The 18224-nt window shown below is 58.3% G+C and carries 16 protein-coding genes; 4 read left to right on the top strand and 12 right to left on the bottom strand.

Annotation, left to right across the window (positions count from 1 at the left end):
• Positions 1 to 75 precede the first annotated feature (75 nt).
• Entirely contained in the window at positions 76 to 603 is a 528-nt protein-coding gene (locus tag BUQ90_RS15855; protein ID WP_338044545.1) for a fasciclin domain-containing protein, read from the top strand.
• A 114-nt stretch (positions 604 to 717) separates the two neighbouring features.
• On the opposite strand, the gene BUQ90_RS15850 is transcribed toward BUQ90_RS15855, so the two are convergent.
• From BUQ90_RS15850 to BUQ90_RS15830, 5 genes are all read right to left on the bottom strand, one after another.
• Positions 718 to 1224, bottom strand: coding sequence for a L,D-transpeptidase family protein (locus tag BUQ90_RS15850; RefSeq protein ID WP_074206081.1), 507 nt, complete (start codon positions 1222 to 1224; stop codon positions 718 to 720).
• Positions 1221 to 2297: a GTP cyclohydrolase II gene (ribA, locus tag BUQ90_RS15845; RefSeq protein WP_074206080.1), complete on the bottom strand. Its 1077-nt coding sequence runs from the start codon at positions 2295 to 2297 to the stop codon at positions 1221 to 1223. The genes BUQ90_RS15850 and ribA overlap by 4 nt, the downstream gene beginning before the upstream one ends.
• The gene (xth, locus tag BUQ90_RS15840; protein ID WP_074206079.1) at positions 2298 to 3092 is read right to left on the bottom strand and encodes an exodeoxyribonuclease III; all 795 of its coding nucleotides are present in this window, start codon (positions 3090 to 3092) and stop codon (positions 2298 to 2300) included.
• 306 nt (positions 3093 to 3398) lie between these two features.
• A complete protein-coding gene (locus BUQ90_RS15835; protein ID WP_084192742.1) occupies positions 3399 to 4028 on the bottom strand; it encodes a LolA family protein in 630 nt (209 codons plus the stop codon).
• Positions 4029 to 4109: 81 nt separating this feature from the next.
• Entirely contained in the window at positions 4110 to 6410 is a 2301-nt protein-coding gene (locus BUQ90_RS15830; protein ID WP_074206077.1) for a DNA translocase FtsK, read from the bottom strand.
• Positions 6411 to 6620: 210 nt separating this feature from the next.
• On the opposite strand from BUQ90_RS15830, the gene BUQ90_RS15825 reads away from it, so the two are divergent.
• Complete coding sequence (locus BUQ90_RS15825; RefSeq protein WP_074206076.1) at positions 6621 to 7853, top strand: UbiH/UbiF/VisC/COQ6 family ubiquinone biosynthesis hydroxylase; 1233 nt, start codon at positions 6621 to 6623, stop codon at positions 7851 to 7853.
• 72 nt (positions 7854 to 7925) lie between these two features.
• Here BUQ90_RS15825 and BUQ90_RS15820 read toward each other — a convergent pair whose 3' ends face one another.
• The 3 genes from BUQ90_RS15820 to BUQ90_RS15810 form a co-directional block, all read right to left on the bottom strand.
• A complete protein-coding gene (locus BUQ90_RS15820) occupies positions 7926 to 8552 on the bottom strand; it encodes a class I SAM-dependent methyltransferase (RefSeq protein WP_074206075.1) in 627 nt (208 codons plus the stop codon).
• A gap of 152 nt (positions 8553 to 8704) precedes the next feature.
• Complete coding sequence (locus BUQ90_RS15815) at positions 8705 to 9472, bottom strand: SDR family NAD(P)-dependent oxidoreductase (protein ID WP_074206488.1); 768 nt, start codon at positions 9470 to 9472, stop codon at positions 8705 to 8707.
• 84 nt (positions 9473 to 9556) lie between these two features.
• Positions 9557 to 10237 (bottom strand): YiaD family glycine zipper/OmpA-like lipoprotein, encoded by a 681-nt coding sequence (locus BUQ90_RS15810; RefSeq protein ID WP_074206074.1) that lies wholly within the window; start codon positions 10235 to 10237, stop codon positions 9557 to 9559.
• Between the two features lie 181 nt (positions 10238 to 10418).
• Here BUQ90_RS15810 and BUQ90_RS15805 point away from each other — a divergent pair, with 181 nt between their 5' ends.
• The gene (locus BUQ90_RS15805; protein WP_074206073.1) at positions 10419 to 11720 is read left to right on the top strand and encodes a hemolysin family protein; all 1302 of its coding nucleotides are present in this window, start codon (positions 10419 to 10421) and stop codon (positions 11718 to 11720) included.
• 29 nt (positions 11721 to 11749) lie between these two features.
• Here the strand turns inward: BUQ90_RS15805 and BUQ90_RS15800 are convergent, their stop codons facing one another.
• The 4 genes from BUQ90_RS15800 to purD all read right to left on the bottom strand — a co-directional run bounded on the left by BUQ90_RS15800 (position 11750) and on the right by purD (position 16699).
• Positions 11750 to 12391 (bottom strand): hypothetical protein, encoded by a 642-nt coding sequence (locus BUQ90_RS15800; RefSeq protein ID WP_074206072.1) that lies wholly within the window; start codon positions 12389 to 12391, stop codon positions 11750 to 11752.
• Positions 12392 to 12574: 183 nt separating this feature from the next.
• Complete coding sequence (locus tag BUQ90_RS15795; protein WP_074206071.1) at positions 12575 to 13309, bottom strand: OmpA family protein; 735 nt, start codon at positions 13307 to 13309, stop codon at positions 12575 to 12577.
• 196 nt (positions 13310 to 13505) lie between these two features.
• Positions 13506 to 15254, bottom strand: coding sequence for a vWA domain-containing protein (locus BUQ90_RS15790; RefSeq protein ID WP_239447453.1), 1749 nt, complete (start codon positions 15252 to 15254; stop codon positions 13506 to 13508).
• Positions 15255 to 15403: 149 nt separating this feature from the next.
• Positions 15404 to 16699, bottom strand: a complete 1296-nt coding sequence (purD, locus tag BUQ90_RS15785) for a phosphoribosylamine--glycine ligase (protein WP_074206070.1) — start codon at positions 16697 to 16699, stop codon at positions 15404 to 15406.
• Between purD and xseA the strand changes: the two genes are divergently transcribed.
• Positions 16698 to 18176: an exodeoxyribonuclease VII large subunit gene (gene xseA / locus BUQ90_RS15780; protein ID WP_074206069.1), complete on the top strand. Its 1479-nt coding sequence runs from the start codon at positions 16698 to 16700 to the stop codon at positions 18174 to 18176. The genes purD and xseA overlap by 2 nt on opposite strands.
• The last annotated feature ends 48 nt before the right edge of the window (positions 18177 to 18224 follow it).

The raw sequence follows: 18224 nt of genomic DNA, 5'->3' as shown, positions 1-18224 counted from the left end.
TTTATGCAATCCACTTTGCCGGCCGGTTCGTAGTCAGGGAGCAAGTCCCCCACCAAGACCGAAAGGAAATCTCTCGTGAATATTGCACAAAAAATGACCAGCATGGCGTCCGCCGCCATTCTCTCCACCGCCCTGTTGAGCGCGACCCTCGTACCCACCGATACCGCCATTGCCGGCGACCACGCAAAGAAGGCATCTGCTGATATCGTAGATACGGCCGTCGGAGCTGGCTCCTTCAACACGCTGGTGGCTGCTGTTCAGGCTGCCGGACTCGAACAAACCCTGCGCAGTGAGGGGCCTTTCACGGTTTTTGCTCCGACCGACGAAGCATTTGCCAAACTTCCCGCTGGCACCGTCGAAACACTGTTGAAGCCGGAAAACAAGGACCAGCTGGTTTCCATCCTCACCTATCATGTCGTTTCCGGGAAGGTCTATTCAAAGAGCCTTGCGGGCAAGACCCTCGAAGCCCCGACTGTCCAGGGTACCACGGTTGCCATCGACGGAACCAATGGCGTGAAGGTCGACAACGCCAATGTGATCAGTGCTGACATCAAAACGTCAAACGGCGTGATCCATGTCATCGACACGGTGATCATGCCCTGAACGGACTGACTACAACATCGTCAGAAAAATCCCCCCGGGCATCCCGTTCCTCCCTCTCCCTTTGACGGAGATGCCCATTCGCCGCCGCGCCCTCTGATGGTCGCGGCGGCTTTTTCATGAGATATCGAGCCTGTCGCCCGGTCGAAGTGACGGCAGAATTCGGTCCATCGCATCGCGGGCAATCGCCACACAGCCTTCGGTCGGCTGACCGTCATTCCATATGTGGAAAAAGATCGCGCTGCCTTTGTCCGGAACGGGCGGAGCATCATTGTGGCCGAGAACCAGGATGATATCGTAGAGCGGGTCGTCTCGCTGCAGCTTCTCGGCACTGAAACCGTGTGGCAGGCGCACCGGCCGGTTATAGGCTGGATCAGCAGGATCATCGGACCATCCATCGCGCAGCGCTGTCCACCGCCAGGGCAGGGCCATGCCTGGGGGCGGGGCCGCCCGGCCGGGCCGAAAAAGCGCGGTCCGCAACGGCCAGTTTCCCAGCGGCGTGCAGCCGTCACCCTCGCGTTTATCTATGGCCGGACAGGCACCGGACCGGCCGATGGCACAAGGAATGGTGATTTCGCCGAAAGTCAGGGTCCGCGCCGCCGCGTCCACCTGGATATCGGTCAAAGCTTGTGCCCCGTGCGATCGCGTTTGGTGTCGAGGTAGAATTCATTGTGCGGATTGGCGGCAATCTTCACCGGCAATCGTTCCTCCACCCCGATGCCGCTGGCCTCCAGGCCTTCCACTTTTTCGGGATTGTTGGTCAGCAGTTTTACTGTGGAAATGCCGAGCAGGTCGAGCATTCGGGCGGCGGTTGAAAAATCCCGCGCATCGACAGCAAACCCGAGCCGCTGGTTGGCGTCAACCGTATCAAAGCCCTGATCTTGCAGCGCATAGGCCCGAAGCTTGTTGATCAGACCAATGCCGCGTCCTTCCTGACGGAGATAAAGCAATACACCCCATTGCGCTTCGCTCATCTGGCCCAGCGCGGCATGCAGTTGCGGGCCGCAATCGCATTTCAGGCTGCCCAGCACGTCCCCGGTCAGGCATTCACTGTGCAGGCGGACGATCGGCGTCGAACTGTTCCGTTCGCCAACCACAAGCGCGATATGATCGGTGGCATCGGCATCGCTGCGGAACCCGTAAATATGCGCCTGGGCATTCGCGGCAACCGGAAGCCGGGCATGCGTGCTGATCGTGAGTGAACCGGAATCTGCGTAGGCGGAGACATCGCTTGCCGATACGGTGTCTTCGGCCGGCTCATCAACAATCACAAATGCTGGCAAAATGGCGCCAAGCCGGGTCAGCTCCATCGCTGCCTTTGCCGCCGGAACGGAATGTAGTTGCTCGCTGCGGAACGGACCTTTCAGGGGGAATTGCATGTCGAGGACCGGATCGACAATGGCCTGGATTTCAGCAGCCGATGTTTCGGGATCCAGCGCGATCTGAACCGGCAGTTCGGGATCGGCCGCCGCGCGCTGGTTGAGCAGTTTCAGCGTGTCGGCCCGGCTGGAGGATATCAGCAATGTCACGGATTTCGAACCGGCAAGCTGCTGCTCCAGATCAACCGTCTCTACCGGCAATAGATGGAGCGCTTCTCCATCAGCGTGTACGGTTATCGACCATCCGCGGCGCAGGGCGTCAATCGCCCGGGCGGCGCGTCTGGCCGCTTGTCGGTCAGATCCGGTCGACGGCGCCATTCAGAATTTGAACTCGGTGATGAGAGGGGCATGATCAGATGGCTTGGTCCAGCCGCGGCTGTCCTCATGCACCACATGGCTGACCGCCTTGTCTTCCAGTTCCGGGCTGACCCAGACATGATCCAGTCGCCGGCCCTTGTCGGACTGGCGCCAGTCGCGGGCACGGTAGCTCCACCAGGTGTAGAGGCGCTCCGGATCCGGAATGAACTTGCGTCCGATATCGACCCAGCCATGCGCATCCTGCAGCTTCTTCATGGTGTCCACCTCAATCTGTGTGTGGCTGACAACATTGATCAACTGCTTGTGGCTCCAGACATCTGATTCGAGCGGTGCAACATTGAAGTCCCCAAGCAGGATGGTCGGGGTCTTCAAACTGGCCGACCAGTTGGTCATGCGCTCGTAAAAATCGAGTTTCTGCCCGAATTTGGGATTGGCTTCCCGGTCCGGTAAGTCGCCGCCAGCCGGTATGTAGACATTTTCGATGCGGACACCATTTTCCAGCACCGCACCGATGTGTCGGGCTTCGCCGTTATCCTGCCAGTCAAAGCGATTATGTTCGTGCAGCGGAACGCGGCTCAGCATGGCGACGCCATGATGCATCGGTTGGCCACACAGAATGAGATGGTTATAGCCCAGCCGCCGGAACATGCCCTCCGGAAACTGGTCATCGCGGACCTTGGTTTCCTGCAAACAGAGAATATCGGGGGATTCTTCGGTCAAAAAGCGCTCGACCAGTTCGATTCGGGCGCGAACGCTGTTAATGTTCCAGCTAACGATCTTCAGGGTTTCACTCATGAAGATGCTATCTAGACAGGCTCATCCCGAAACCCAAGCCAAAAGCCGAACAAACTGTCCGGATCGGCTGAACTGGAGTGGAAGAGGCTGGTTTTGAACGAAAAACCCCCACCTCCGGGGGCATTTAGGAGGTGGGGGCTAACTCGCGTTCGTCACGCTTGGGATGCTCCGAAGTTTGTAAAGTCAGGTAACAGGGGGAAAACCTGACCGCCTCGTCTCATCCTGTAATCCTTATACGCCGCCATTTCTGTCGCTTAGATGAACGAAAGATAACAGGCCTTCACCTTATCGGGGTGGGGCCTCCGTTCATCGCCTGCCGCGACGATTCTTTCTGGGGTCGGTCCAGTTGAACGTACGATTGGCTACGGGAACGCCGAATTTCTGGTCGGATAATCGAATGGTGGTGCGATTGTTTTTCGAATCGACCGATACCCAGCCATCCAGTCTGAGTCCGGCCGGCGCCCCTGGTGTTTTGATGAAAACCATTGTGATCACACCATATTCCGGGCGTTTCGGATCACGAACTTCGACACTGAGCACATCCGGATTCCTGGTTGGGATCATCTTGCCATATTTGGATAGATCCCGCTCCGGATTGAGCAGGGCACCCAGCGGGCTGTTCCGGATCGGCCAGCGCTGCACCTGGTTCACGTCATAGTCGATCATCGTCAGCGATTTGCCGTTGCCAACGATCAGCAAATTGGCTTCCTTGCCATATTGGAACCGAATGCGGCCCGGCTGTTTCAAAGTCAGCTTGCCGGACAGAGTCTGCCCTGAGCGGTCTGTCTGAGTAAAATCGGCGGTCATCGTGGTCATGGCCCGCAAATGCGCGGAAATCTGATCGAGGCTCGCGGTGGAGCTTTGCTGCGCGGTGGCAGGAATGCTTGCCAGCAGGGCGACCGGTGCAGCTGCCAAGGCCAAAGCGTATTTCAACATCTTGAAAACTCCTGAAAAATTAAGTCTACGCATAGGCTGTGACAATTGAACCATTGCTGAATTGCCTTGTCAGACTGGCTGTCAGATGGGTTCGCCATTCTGGTCACGCAAGACCTCGCGCCGACCGATATGGTTGGGCGGGCTGATGAACTCATCCTCCTCCATCCGGTCGATAATCCGTGCGGCCGTGTTGTAACCGATCCGCATCTGGCGCTGCAGCCAGCTGGTCGAGACTTTCTGTCCCTCAAAGACAATCTGGCAAGCCTGGGCATATTGCCGGTCTTCCTTGTTGTCTGACAGGTCGGCACCGTCGAGAGCGAAACTGCCATCCTCGGGTTCTTCGGTGACGGCCTGAATATATTCGGGTGATCCCTGTGCGCGCCAGTGATCGGCGATCTGCCGGACCTCGTCATCGGACACAAACGGACCATGGACCCGGGTCAGCTGTTTGCCGCCTGGCATGTACAGCATGTCGCCTTTGCCCAGCAGTTGTTCGGCACCCTGTTCGCCGAGGATCGTCCGGGAATCGATTTTCGAGGTGACGTGGAAGGAAATCCGGGTCGGAAGATTGGCCTTGATCACACCGGTAATCACGTCAACCGACGGCCGCTGGGTCGCCATGATCAGGTGAATCCCGGCCGCTCGGGCTTTCTGAGCAAGACGCTGGATGAGAAATTCGACTTCCTTGCCGGCGGTCATCATCAGGTCGGCAAGCTCGTCGACGATGATAACGATCTGCGGCATCACCTCATATTCCAGCGTTTCCTCTTCATAGATAGGCCGGGATGTTTCGGGATCATATCCGGTCTGCACCTTGCGTCCCAGCGGTTCGCCCTTGGCCTTGGCGGCTTTGACCTTCTCGTTGAAATTCGCGAGATTGCGGACTGAGATGGAGGACATCATCCGGTAGCGCTCCTCCATCTGCTCGACTGCCCATTTCAGGGCGCGGATCGCCTTGGTCGGTTCGGTGACCACGGGCGCGAGCAGGTGGGGGATATCGTCATAGGTGCTGAGCTCCAGCATCTTTGGATCGATCATGATCATTTTGCACTGGTCTGGTGTCAGACGATAGAGCAGCGAAACAATCATGCAGTTAAGCCCGACGGATTTACCCGATCCGGTGGTTCCCGCAATCAGCAGATGCGGCATTGGTGCGAGGTCGGCAATGACCGGATCGCCCGAGATATTCTTGCCGAGGATGATCGGCAGTTGCCCCGACTGGTCGGCGAAACTGTCGCTGCCGATCATTTCGTGGAGGGACACCATTTCGCGGTTTTGATTGGGCAGCTCGATGCCCATGACCGTGCGACCCGGGATCGCCGCCACGCGAGCGGACAGCGCCGACATGTTGCGGGCAATATCTTCTGCCAGCTGGATTACCCGGCTCGCCTTGATGCCGGGAGCGGGCTCCAGTTCATACATGGTGACGACCGGGCCCGGGCGAACGGCATTGATCGTGCCCTTGACGTGGAAATCGTCCAGCACGGACTCCAGCAGACGAGCATTGCGTTCCAGCCCGGCCTTGTCGATGACATTGTTCGGTTGCTCTTCCGCGGGGCTCAGCAAGTCGATCGAGGGCAGAGAATAGGGGCCAAAGAAATCGCCCTGTTTGCCCTTGCCAAGACTGGCCTTTTTCGGCGGCAATGCCCGATCGCTGATTTCCGGCGGTGGCCGGTTGTCGGGCTTGACGGACTTGCGGGGTTCGGGCGCCTTGCGGGGTTTCTTGGCGGTACCGGCTTCGGGTTCGATGACCAGGCCAGTGTCGGTTTCTCGCCGCAATTTTGGCAAACGGAATTCCGGTATCGAAAAAAGCGGCCGGTCGAGACGCAGGCTGAAATAGCTGAGCACCAGGCCGCCGGTTACGGTTAGCGCCGTCAGGATACCGGACACCAGGCCGCTCCAGCTGGTCGAAATCGCGTCAAGACCGGCCCCGGTCGCCTTGGCGACCAGCATGCCGGCAAGACCACCCGGGCCGGCCGGGAGGTCCGCCTGGCTGTCCGGGAACCAGAGCGAGAGTCCGAAGGCGATCAGCAGAATGCCCAGCAGGCACCAGCCCAGCTGTTTCTTCCACTCGGCCTGTTCAATATCCCGCCACAGCCGGTGAGCGAAAACGGCAATCAGCGGCAGCAAAATGACAACCGGAATACCAAATAGCGAAAGCAGCAGGTCCGAAACATAGGACCCGATCAGACCCATCCAGTTATGTTCGACATTGCCTGCAGCGGTGTTGAACGAAGGATCACTGGGCGAATAGCTGACCAGTGCCAGGAACAGCATGATCGCGCCAAGACCCAGCAAAACTGCGCCGATCAGGGCGCTGCTGCGCAACAGGCTGGAGCGCATGATATCGCGCCAGTTTGCTTCTTTTGCCTTTCCCGCCATAACTCTTTTCGGGACCTCCTCCAGCGGACGCGAAACACCGCGCCGTTGTTAACCATGCCACCTTTGCGCGAATCGGGGAGTCCCCGTCAAGTTTTGATGCAAACCACCCCCAGATAATCGCTTCCGCTGACTGGCCTGATTTGTGTCTGGCAATTGCCGCAGGCGGCGCCTATTCTGGGCGCCACCCACCCCGAAACGCGAGAGTCTCTCATGAACGCCAAAGGCCAGAATAGCGATATTGTCATTCTTGGAGCTGGCCTGATCGGACTCACCCAGGCGCTGACCCTGGCGGCGCACGGTTTGCACATTACCGTTATCGACAGGGCGCGGGCCAGCGATCTCCTGGATCCCCGAAAGGATGCGCGCGTATCGGCCATCAACAGCTCCAGCTGGAAGATGTTCGACGCGATCGGGCTGGCGGACAAACTGGAGCCCAGCGGCTGCCCGATCCGCCAGATTGTGATCAATGATGGCCTGAAACCCGGCAAACTCGATTTTCGGCCGGACGAAGATGACGATCCGCTTGGTGTGATGGTGGAAAACGGATTGTTGCGCCAGATCCTGTTTGCGGCTGCCGAAGCCAGCGATCAGGTCGAATTGCTTATGGAGGCTGCAGTCAGGACCGTTGATCGCGCGGAACATCACGTCAGCGTGACGCTTGATGACGGCCGAAAAGTCACGGCTCCGCTGCTGATTGCCGCCGATGGACGCGGGAGTGCGATGCGTGAGGAGGCCGGCATTGTCATGGCCAAATGGCAATATGATCACAGCGCCATCATCTGTACTGCCGCGCACGAGCATCCGCACGGCAACACGGCTTACGAAATCTTCTACCCGGGTGGACCGTTCGCGATCCTGCCGATGCGGGACAGTGACACGGGACAACACCGGTCGGCCATTGTCTGGACAGTCGCCCGGCAGGACGGTCCGGCACTGGCCGGGATCAATGCGCGGGCCTTTCAGGCGGAACTGATGAAAAAGTCCGGCGGGTTTTTGGGCGAGATGACTCTTTTGTCCGAACGCGCCACCTATCCGCTCGGTTTTCATCACAGCGCCGAGCTGACCGCGCACCGGATGGCGCTGGTCGGAGATGCCGGTCACGGCATTCACCCGATCGCCGGGCAGGGGCTGAATCTGGGACTGCGTGACGTCGCGGCCCTCACAGAATCCATTGTCGATGGCGCACGAACGGGGCTAGATCTCGGCGATGCGCAGATACTGGCCCGCTATGACCGCTGGCGCGGGCTCGACAACATGATGGTGTCAGCCGCCACGGATATTCTGACCCGGCTGTTCGGTCTGCCCGGGGATACATCTTCCGCGATCCGTCGGTTCGGAATCGGCATGATCCAGAGAATCCCGCCGCTGAAATCCCAACTTATGGCCGAGGCCAGAGGGGAAAGCGGGGACCTGCCGAAATTGCTGATGGGTGATCTGGTTTAGGTTTCTGATTGGATAACCGTCGGTTTGTGCTTCGGGTCTGCGCATCTCTGAAAGCAGTATCTAAAGCTCTGATTATTCCGGTTTCCGCGCGACGATAAAAGCAACTTTGTCTTTGCTCATGCGATGATGATCCTCAATGACAAATCCGGCCTCTGTGATGGCTGCAGCAAGCTCTTCATGTGTCAAACTGTCAACGACTTTCGGAGCTTTGCCGATCAACTTCATCGCACGGATCAGGAGCGGAAAGAAAAATGCCATATTGCCGAGGCAGACCGTTGAAGAAATGAACCTGCCGCCCGGCTTCAGCGTATCGTGGATCTTGACCAGCCCGGCGGGCCGATCCGGCAGCAGATGCAGGATGCTCATGGCGAGTACGGTATCGTATTGAGCGGGTGGCCAGTTTGCCGTACCGATGTCCTCCTCCGCAAAGGTCACATTGTTGACATCCTGATCTTCCGCCTTCTTGCGAGCAATTTCCAGCATCTTGGATGAAATGTCCGTGGCCAGATATTTGGCGACATGGGGAGCGTGGCGCAAAGCCGTTGTACCCGTGCCGCAGGCGATTTCGAGGACTTCAGCATGGGGCGGGAAAAGCTTTTGCGTGATCTCCAGCTTCTTCTCGTAGGCACGTTCGTCCCGGATCTTGGAATTGGCGTATCCTTCAGCGATTTTATTCCAGAACTCTGCAGATTTAGGCATGACACGCTCCCATCGATGTTCAAATCAGACATGGGAAGCCAGAAGTCGGGATTCAATATCGGTCAAAGCGTTGCGAGTCCGCAATGACGGCGGGCCAAGACGCCCACTTTTGCACCCAATGTGGACATTGTCACTCTTCCGGCCCCAAAGCCTCAACGCGGCCCCTGTCCGTCGTCGACCTTCACTACAGTCCCCGTCACGGCATCTGACGAAGGCGACACCAGAAACAGCAGCGTGCTGTCGAGCTGGTCCGGCCGGGCAATTCTTTTGCGCGGAAAATGTACCGAGAAATCTCCCGATCGTTCGATCATTCCATCCGCCATGTCGGTGGCAAACAGGCCCGGTGCGATGCCATTGACGTTGATATGGAATTTTGACCATTCCACCGAGAGCGTTTCGGTAACCCGGGCGACTCCGGCCTTGGTGATGGAATAAAGCGCTGCGCCATTGCCGCCATAATGAGACGCCGCGATCGAGGCGATGTTGACGATCCGGCCCGGCTGTTTCTGTTCGATCAATGGCCGGGCAAATTCATTGGACAGGATGAAGACGCTGCGCAGGTTGGTGTCGAGTACATTGTCGATCAGCTCCAGCGACATTCGGGTCGCATGTTCGGCATCAACGATTCCGGCATTGTTGACGAGAATGTCGGGCTGTCCCAGTGCTGTGGTCACCTCTGGCACGATGGCCTTGAGCTGTTCTGCATCACGCACGTCCAGCGCAAAGGCCTGTGCTTCTCCGCCATTGGCCCGGATCTGTTCGACCAGATCATCCAGCTTGTCCTTGCGCCGCGCGGTGCACGCCACCTTGGCCCCGCTGGCAGCCAGGACTTCGGCAAAACGCTTGCCCAGACCGGCCGACGCACCGGTGACGATGGCGGTGCTGCCGGTCAGGTCGATCGAGAAATTTGGTGTAGTCATGAAATCGGGCATCCTGTTCTGTTATCCGGAACGGGATGCCCGATAGCTGTTCGATAATGCAAGAGCGAACTTGGCCGCCGGAATCTAGCCGGTGAGGTCTTGCTCCCTGATCGGCACGATTCTCAGTTCAACCCGCCGGTTGGCTGCCCGGCCTTCCTCCGTGCTGTTGCTGGCAATCGGCTGGCTCTCGCCATAACCACGGGTCTCGACACGGGCGCGCTGTACACCGCTATTGGCAAGGAAATTCGCCACCGAGTCGGCGCGGCGCTCGGACAAGGACTGGTTATACTGATCCGTTCCGGTGCTGTCCGTGTGGCCATAAACATCGATATAGCTTTTCTCATATTCGGAAAGGGTATTGGCGACACTCATAAGCGTATCGCGAAACTCCGGCTGAATTGCCGAGCTGTCGACCGGGAAGGTGACGTTAGACGGCATGTTGAGGATCAGATTGTCGCCATCGCGAGTCACGTCCACACCGGTGCCTGCTGTTTGCTGTCGCAGCTTCTTTTCCTGTTCGTCCATATAATAGCCGACGCCAGCCCCGGCCAGACCGCCAAGTCCGGCCCCGAGGATCTTTTCGGTCCGGTCATTGCGGCCGCCGATCAGGTCACCGAGCAGATAGCCGCCCAGCGCCCCGCCAATGCCGCCAATGGCGGCCTTCGAAATGGTCCGTTCTCCGGTTTCCGGGTTGGTCACACAGCCGCTGGTGAGGGCCAGGGCAGCTGCGGAAAGCGAGATGGTGAAAAGATGATTATGTTTCATTTTGCGTTGTTTCCCGGTTGCTTGTTTCAGGGGGACCAGGCGTTTTCAGCGAGTTGGCTCCCTTATATCCGGTGCAAAATGAACGGGCGATGATGAACCGAAACTGACAGCGGGTTTGATATTTTGTAAAACATGTGGCTATAGGGTTTTTCGCGCTCCTTTCGCTTTTCTATTGGACAATATGACACCTTTTCCCTGGTTTGATGTTGCAATCATCGTCGTTCTGGTGCTCATCAACGGCGTATTCGCCATGTCCGAACTGGCCATTGTTTCCGCACGGAAATCGTCGCTGAACAGCCTGGCAGACAAGGGCAGCCGCGGTGCCCGGGTGGCGCTGCGCCTCGCCAGTGATCCGGGAAAGTTCCTGTCGACCGTCCAGATCGGTATCACCCTGATCGGCATTGTTGCCGGGGCATTTTCCGGCGCCAGTCTTGGCGGTCCGGTGGCAGAACGGCTCGAACGACTGGGCATGGCACCGGATCTGTCGGTCAGTTTCGGTTTTGCGCTGGTCATCGGTTTGACGACTTACGCGTCGCTGGTCATCGGTGAACTGGTTCCCAAACAATTCGCGTTGCGCTCATCCGAAAAAATCGCGGTCATCATGGCGCCGCCGATGGACCTGCTCGCTCGGGTTGCGGCGCCGCTGGTCTGGTTGCTGGACGGCACCAGTGCGCTGATTTTCCGCCTGCTGGGAATGAAACGCAACAAAAGCAGTCATGTGACTGCCGATGAGCTGCAGATGGTGTTTGCCGAAGCCACCCAGTCGGGCGTGATTGAAGAACATGAACGGGCGGTGATTTCCGGGGTGGTCCGAATGGCTGATCGCCCGATCCGGGAAGTCATGACCCCTCGCACCGAAGTGGACTGGCTGGACATGTCGGCCACAACCGCAGACATCCACGACATGCTGATCGCATCGCAGCACAGCCGGTTTCCTGTTGCGGAAGGTTCGGTGGACGAGATCCGCGGTGTGGTTGTTGCGCGGGACATTGTCGCCGCGCAACTCAGCGGCGAGGAACTGGACCTGACGAACATGATGCGTTCACTGGAAAAGGTTCCCGACCAGCTGGACGCACTGGACGCTTTGGACATATTGCGGGAAGCGGATGTGCCGATGATACTGGTGCATGATGAATATGGACATTTCGAAGGTATCGTCACGCCCAACGATCTGTTGAGCTCAATTGCCGGAGAATTTGTCTCCGACCAGGACGAAAAAACCCAGCGCAGTCTGATCGAACGGACCGACGGCAGCTTTCTGGTGGCAGGTGCGATGTCGATTGACGCTCTGGCCGAACGTCTGGGTATCAAGCTCCCAGATGACCGGGACTATGCCACCACCGCAGGGCATGCCCTGGCCCAGCTTCGTCACTTGCCCGAAGAAGGGGAAAGCTTTGAGGATCAGGGCTGGACGTTCGAGATTATCGACATGGACGGCCGCAAGATCGACAAGCTGATCGTCCGGGAGAATCCGGAAGCCTGAAGTTAACCGGCAAGCTTGTTTGCCGCTGTCTAGAGCTTGCCGTATTTCTTCTCAAAGCCGGCAATATCGTCCTTCGCAAGATATTTCGCCTGGTCAATCCAGGCATCGCGCGTGATCCGGCCGCTAAAGCTTTCCAGATACTGATCCACTTCTGCGATTTCCGCCTCTTTCCAGGCGGCAATCTGATCAAAACGGGTGATGCCAAGATTGTTGAGCAGTGTATTGAGCTTCGGACCCACACCCTTGATCAGCCGCAAATTGTCCGGATCACCGGAGGCCTGTGGAATGTTCGGCTTGCCGCCGGGAGGTGGCGGTGGAGGAGTCGGTTTTGCCGGTTTCCGCACCCGCGGTTTGGGCGTGGGCGTTGCTGCCGCCGCTACCGGTTTCGTCCTGGCTGCTGGCGCGGGTTTGGGGGAGGGCGCTGGTGCCGGTGCCGGTTCTGGCGCGGCCACGGGGGCTGCTTTTGGCTCTTCGGCAACCTCGGTTACGGATTCCGGTTCCGGTGCTGGTGGCACGGCATCACCGGCTTTTTCCAGCAGGCCATCATCGGCATCAAATTGTTCCGGACCAGCCTCGCGGCCGGAAGCCGCCCAGGCCCAGAAAGCTGTTGCGACACCCAGCACCAATGCAATCAGAAAGAGCAGCCAATTGGCAGAAACCAGCGATATCATTTCTCTAAATCCCTATAATCCAAATCATTGTCGCCCGATCATTTCTGGTGCCGGACGTTCTCCCGTTCGACGGGCCTTTCAGATATCTCCCCGGTCCCGGCCCCAGATGAGCCAGCCGATGCCGAGGCCAATTGCAAAAGTCAGCAAGAGGAGCAACATGTTTTCAATGAGCAGAGGCATGGTTTATTTTCCCTGTTGCGCGTCGGCATCATTGCCGCTGGCCAAAATCTTGAACTCAATCCGCCGGTTGGTGGCATCTGCTTCAGGGCCGCTGTCTGTCGCGAGCGGCTGTTCCGAACCGTAACCGGTTGCTGTGACCAGATTTTCGGCAATGCCCCGATCGATCAACCCGGCTCTGACCCGGTCCGCCCGTTCCTGTGACATGGTCTTGTTGACTTCGGCATTGCCATTGTTGTCGGTGTGCCCGCCAATCGCGATGGCATAATCACTGCAAGTCTGAAGGGCGCTCGCGACAGAATCGATGATTTCATTTGATTCTCTCGAGATGTACGCGCTGCCTGACCGAAAACTGAGTTTTCTCCCGGCAATCGCGGTATCGACTTTCTCCTGACAATTGCTGTTCACTGTGGAAGCTTCCTGCGAACTGCCGTCGGTTGTGGACTCAGGGCTGTTTTGGTCTCCAGCCCAGTTTGCACCCGATATGCCGGCAACCGATGCCACCGCTGCTAGCGCGGTTTCCTTGATATCGTCGCTGACTTCGCCATCGAGGATGGCGTGACGGGAGAGGGGGTTGCGGGACAATTGCATTTCGACCCCGTCCATACCCTGCGCAGCCAGTTCGGTTTTTGCCTTTTCTTCGAGACCGGAAATATAGCTTTCTCCGGTCACCAAATGCCCAGCTATGGCGAGTATGACTGTTGCTGCCGCTCCGGTGAATATCTTGCCACCAACTTCCATTCCCGAAACCCCGTGTCTGTCCAGATTGTCTTTTGTACAATCCTGTAAAATGGAGGATTATGCGGACCGAGTCCAGTTCCCCCGACTGGATTCAGCCCAAATTATCGGGCAGTTCGAGGCAATTCTGTCCCCAATTGGGACAAAGTCCTGACAAACATGGTTAATCAGGTGTGACACTTGGGGATTCGATGGGCGGTCAGCTCCGGCTTTGATCCGCAGCCAGTTCATTCAGCTGACGGAATTCCTGGCGCCAGTAGTCGCCGCCCGATCCGCTCAGCAATCCGATCTTTCCGAAGTCATAGTCGCCGAGATATTTGTCTCCTCGCAGCTTTTGGCCGAAGGCGGCAACGGCCACCGCAAAGGCCATGTCGCCGCTTGGTTCGGATGCATCTTGCAGTCGCGATGCCGCGATCTGGCGAGTGATCAGACGGGATTTTTTCCCCTTGGGAAGCTTGTAGCGCAGCTTGATTTGCGCCAGCTCTTCCTGCAGACCAGTGGCTGCTTGTGCATTGCGATTGCCGGGGTATCGACGTTCCGGGAGCCAGCCTGAAGCGCTTGCCGGCATCACTTCGTACAGCGCGGTTACCTGATGCCCCGCTCCAATGTCGCCGGCATCAATCCGGTCATTGTCGAAATCCTCTTCTGCCAGCAGCCGATTTTCATAGCCGATGAGGCGGTATTCCTTGACCTGGGCGGGATTGAACTCGACCTGGATCTTCACGTCCTTTGCGATCGTGAACAAAGTGGAGCTCAGTTCCTGACCAAGCACCTTTTTGGCCTCCATCGCGCTGTCAATATAGGCGTAATTGCCATTACCAACATTGGCGATGCCTTCCATGAGTTCGTCGCGAATGTTGCCCGTTCCATAACCGAGCATGGTCATTGTCACGCCGCTGTCGCGCTGTCTGGCGACATATTTTTTGAGTTCCTCCGTGCTGGATGTGCCGACATTAAAATCACCATCCGTGGCCATGATGATGCGGTTGATCCCGCCTTTGAGGAAATTGTCCCGCGCCGTGGCATAGGCCAGCTTCAGAGCGTCGCCGCCAGCAGTGGAACCTGCGGCATGCAGACAATCAACGGCTTCCCGCACATGGTCCTTGTTGGAGGTCGGTGCCAGCAACAATCCGACGGTGCCGGAATAGACCACGATTGACACCCGGTCATCGCTTCGCAATTCGCCGGTCAGGGACTTCAACGTGGCCTTGACCAGCGGCAATTTGTCCCGGCTGCCCATCGAACCGGACACGTCGACGAGGAAAACCAGGTTTGCGCGCGGCCGTTCGTCGCTGCTCACGTCATAGCCGCGCAGTCCGATGCGCAATAGGCGGCTGCTGTCATTCCACGGCGTCCGGGCGATATCGGTGGTGATGCTGAACGGCGTGCTGCGGTCGGATGGCCGGGGATAGTCATAACGGAAATAATTGATCATCTCTTCGGTCCGGACCGCGGCTTCCGGCGGGAGTTTCCCGTCGTTGAGGAAGCGGCGGACGTTGGAGTAACTGCCGGTGTCAACGTCAACGGCGAAGGTCGATACGGGTTCGTCCGCCACCCGCTTGATGCTGGCGACGTCCTTGCCGTCATAGCGTTCGCGATCGCGGGGGACCGGATAGGGGCGGGGCAGGGGATAGGGTGCGATGCGTCTTTCGGCTGCCGCGGGGCTGGCTGCGCGGGACATCGCCACCGGGGGTGGCGGGGGTGGAGCAGGCAATGCGGAAACCTGCCGTCCGACCCGGCTGCCTGTTACGCCCGATCGACCGCGTTTGAACCCTTCCCCCTGACGAGAGAATATGCTGCAATTCACCGGATGCGGGTATCGGGTATGCTGGCTTTCGGGATGCTTGACCGACCTCGCATTGATCGGATCCGTGGACGGTCCGGCCATCAGTCCAATCACGGCCAGTCCGCAAAGGCTTTTTGAAAACAAGGCATATCGGGACATCATATACTCTCCCTCGCTACGCAACCCACGACGGAAAGTGGCAAAGCCAGGCTGACTGGAGAATGAACCAGTGAAATGATATGCTGTTAGACCAACGTCTGCCGATATTCCTCCATTGAGACGCCGTTCTCCACCGGCCAAGGAAAGGCGTGTCAGCTGTCTGCTTCGCGCGCCACCTGTCGCCAGCCGATATCACGACGACAAAAGCCCGTATCAAAGTCGATCTTGTCGACGGCGGAATAGGCTGCGGCCTGGGCTTCGGTTGTATTGCTGCCGGTTGCCGTAATGTTGAGCACGCGTCCCCCATTGGCGAGCAACTTGCCGTCCTCTTCAGCGGTACCGGCATGGAAGATCTTGATGGCAGACGAGCCCGGGTGCCCCCGTTCTGCCCTTGCGAGATTGCGGATCTGGCCCCCTTTGTCTGGTGAGCCGGGATATCCATTGGCGGCCATCACCACTGTCAAAGCCGTGTCAGCGGAAAATTCCGGCTGCCCAAAGCCGGACAGTTCGCCCTTTGCCGTCGCCAGCATCAACCGGGCAAGATCGGATTGCAGCCGCATCATCAGCACCTGGCACTCGGGGTCCCCGAACCGGGCATTATATTCAATCAGCTGTGGGCCCTTGTCAGTCAGCATCAGGCCCGCGAAGAGTACCCCGCTATACGGCATGCCTTCGCTGGCCAGCGCATCAACCGTTGGCTGAATGATCGTGTCGAGAACCTCCTGCTGCAGCGCATCGGTCAGGACCGGAGCCGGGCTGTAGGCGCCCATGCCGCCGGTATTCAGGCCCACGTCACCTTCGCCGACCCGTTTGTGATCCTGTGCAGTGCCGAATGGCATCACGGTTTCGCCATCGGTAATTGCAAAGAAACTGGCCTCTTCGCCGGTCAGAAATTCCTCGATGACTACTTCGGCCCCGGCATCGCCAAATTCGCCGTCGAACATCATTGCGATCGCCTGTTCGGCATCGGCACGGGTTTCGGCAATTATCACGCCCTTGCCAGCAGCCAGTCCATCGGCCTTGATCACCACCGGAATCGGAAAGTCGTCCAGTGCCGCGAGGGCATCAGCTGCATTGGTTGCCCGGACAAATCGTGCGGTGGGAATATTGGCGCGGATGCACAGATCCTTGGTAAAGCCCTTCGACCCTTCCAGTTGCGCCGGCAACCGGTTCGGTCCGAAAACCGCGATATTCTCGGCCCGCAAACTGTCTGCCAGTCCGTCAACCAGCGGCGCTTCTGGTCCGACGACCACGAGATCAATGTTTCGCATCCGGCAAAAGTCGGAGATGGCCGCATGATCCGTGGCGTCCAGCGATACGCATTCGGCGTCCTGCGCAATTCCGGGATTGCCGGGTGCGGCATAAAATTTCTCGACCAACGGGGATTGCGCGAGCTTCCATGCCAAGGCATGTTCGCGACCACCGGACCCGAGCAACAGGATATTCATGAACGATTCCCTCTCTTTGGATGCGAAGCTGTTAGCCGAGAGCGGCAGCGGCGACAATGCCCCGCCGCTGAGTGTTTCGGAAATTTCCGGCGCACTGAAAAGAGTGGTCGAGGACCGGTTCGGCTATGTCCGTGTGCGAGGCGAGATATCCGGGTTCAAGCGGGCTGCCTCGGGGCATGTCTATCTTGCCCTGAAGGATGACAAGGCCGTGCTCGATGGGGTGATGTGGAAGGGTAATGCTGCCCGGCTGGGTTTTGCGGCGGAGGACGGCATAGAGGTTATTGTCTCCGGCAAGCTCACTACCTATCCGGGGCGTTCCAAATATCAGGTGGTCATCGACAAGATGGAACTGGCTGGCGAAGGCGCATTGATGCAGCTTCTCGAAAAGCTGAAGGCCCGCCTGCAGTCGGAAGGCCTGTTTGACCGCGACCGCAAACGACCCACACCTCTGCTGCCACGTACCATCGGTGTTGTGACATCGCCCACCGGCTCGGTGATCAGAGATATTCTGCACCGCCTGTCCGACCGATGCCCCAGCCATGTGATCGTCTGGCCGGTTCTGGTGCAGGGCGAAGGCGCAGCCCGCCAGATTGCCAGTGCGATCAACGGTTTTTCCAGCATGCCTGAAGATGGTCCCGTGACGCGCCCCGATCTGCTGATCGTCGCCCGTGGCGGCGGATCGATCGAAGACCTATGGAGCTTCAACGAAGAAGAAGTTGTCCGGGCCATTGCTGCGAGCAGCATTCCCGTCATCTCTGCTGTCGGACATGAAACCGATACGACACTTGCCGATTATGCAGCAGACTTGCGCGCTCCAACCCCGACAGCGGCGGCGGAAATGGCCGTCCCCGTGCGGGCAGAGTGGCTGGCCACGCTCGCTGACAGCAAGGCCCGCATGGCTCGCTCCGTTCAGCGCGGACTGTCAACCGCTCAGGAGAGGCTGGAATCCCAGCGGCGCCTGATGCCGGCACTGGCAGATTTGTTGCGGCCACACCAGCAACGGGTCGACGAGATATCCGATGCGATGAAATATGCGATGGGGCAGAATGTTGCGAAAGCCCGCAGCCGCTTTGCATCAAGTGAAGGCGCGCTGCGTCCGGCTCTGCTCAGGCAGAGACTGGTGCAGGCGGAAGAAAGGCTGAGCCGGCTGGATTTGCCGGTATCACTGGTGAAAAAGCCGCTGGAAGATGCCCGGCAAAGGCTCGATTCCCTGTGGAGACTGGCCCGACAGGTGTCTCCGGATGGTCCATTGAAAAGAGGATATGCCAGGGTTTCGGCCGTAGACGGATCATTTGTCGGCGGTCGTAGGGAAGCGGAGCAGGCCGGTGAGATCGAGCTGCATTTTCATGACGGCAGTATTGGTGCAACAGTCGGCAAGAAGGGCAAAAAACCGGAAAAATCTGAGGTTTCCAAGCCAGTTTCACGAAAATCGCGAGCGAAGAAACCCGTTGATGACCGTCAGCAGGATTTGTTTTGAGCCATTTTTTGTTATATCGGGCTTAATGAATGGCCTGTAAATTGCGGG

This window comes from Parasphingorhabdus marina DSM 22363, from assembly GCF_900128895.1.
Lineage (GTDB): Bacteria > Pseudomonadota > Alphaproteobacteria > Sphingomonadales > Sphingomonadaceae > Parasphingorhabdus > Parasphingorhabdus marina.
The sequence above is the reverse complement of the archived record's forward strand: the minus strand, read 5'-3'. Positions and strand labels throughout refer to the sequence as shown.

What these genes read in the sequence shown, in the direction of transcription:
- ribA (WP_074206080.1), bottom strand. Translation starts at nt 2,297, where the DNA reads ATGGCGCCGTCGACCGGATCTGACCGACAAGCGGCCAGACGCGCCGCC.
- xth (WP_074206079.1), bottom strand. Translation starts at nt 3,092, where the DNA reads ATGAGTGAAACCCTGAAGATCGTTAGCTGGAACATTAACAGCGTTCGC.
- BUQ90_RS15835 (WP_084192742.1), bottom strand. Translation starts at nt 4,028, where the DNA reads ATGTTGAAATACGCTTTGGCCTTGGCAGCTGCACCGGTCGCCCTGCTG.
- BUQ90_RS15830 (WP_074206077.1), bottom strand. Translation starts at nt 6,410, where the DNA reads ATGGCGGGAAAGGCAAAAGAAGCAAACTGGCGCGATATCATGCGCTCC.
- BUQ90_RS15825 (WP_074206076.1), top strand. Translation starts at nt 6,621, where the DNA reads ATGAACGCCAAAGGCCAGAATAGCGATATTGTCATTCTTGGAGCTGGC.
- BUQ90_RS15820 (WP_074206075.1), bottom strand. Translation starts at nt 8,552, where the DNA reads ATGCCTAAATCTGCAGAGTTCTGGAATAAAATCGCTGAAGGATACGCC.
- BUQ90_RS15815 (WP_074206488.1), bottom strand. Translation starts at nt 9,472, where the DNA reads ATGACTACACCAAATTTCTCGATCGACCTGACCGGCAGCACCGCCATC.
- BUQ90_RS15810 (WP_074206074.1), bottom strand. Translation starts at nt 10,237, where the DNA reads ATGAAACATAATCATCTTTTCACCATCTCGCTTTCCGCAGCTGCCCTG.
- BUQ90_RS15805 (WP_074206073.1), top strand. Translation starts at nt 10,419, where the DNA reads ATGACACCTTTTCCCTGGTTTGATGTTGCAATCATCGTCGTTCTGGTG.
- BUQ90_RS15800 (WP_074206072.1), bottom strand. Translation starts at nt 12,391, where the DNA reads ATGATATCGCTGGTTTCTGCCAATTGGCTGCTCTTTCTGATTGCATTG.
- BUQ90_RS15795 (WP_074206071.1), bottom strand. Translation starts at nt 13,309, where the DNA reads ATGGAAGTTGGTGGCAAGATATTCACCGGAGCGGCAGCAACAGTCATA.
- BUQ90_RS15790 (WP_239447453.1), bottom strand. Translation starts at nt 15,254, where the DNA reads ATGATGTCCCGATATGCCTTGTTTTCAAAAAGCCTTTGCGGACTGGCC.
- xseA (WP_074206069.1), top strand. Translation starts at nt 16,698, where the DNA reads ATGAACGATTCCCTCTCTTTGGATGCGAAGCTGTTAGCCGAGAGCGGC.
- purD (WP_074206070.1), bottom strand. Translation starts at nt 16,699, where the DNA reads ATGAATATCCTGTTGCTCGGGTCCGGTGGTCGCGAACATGCCTTGGCA.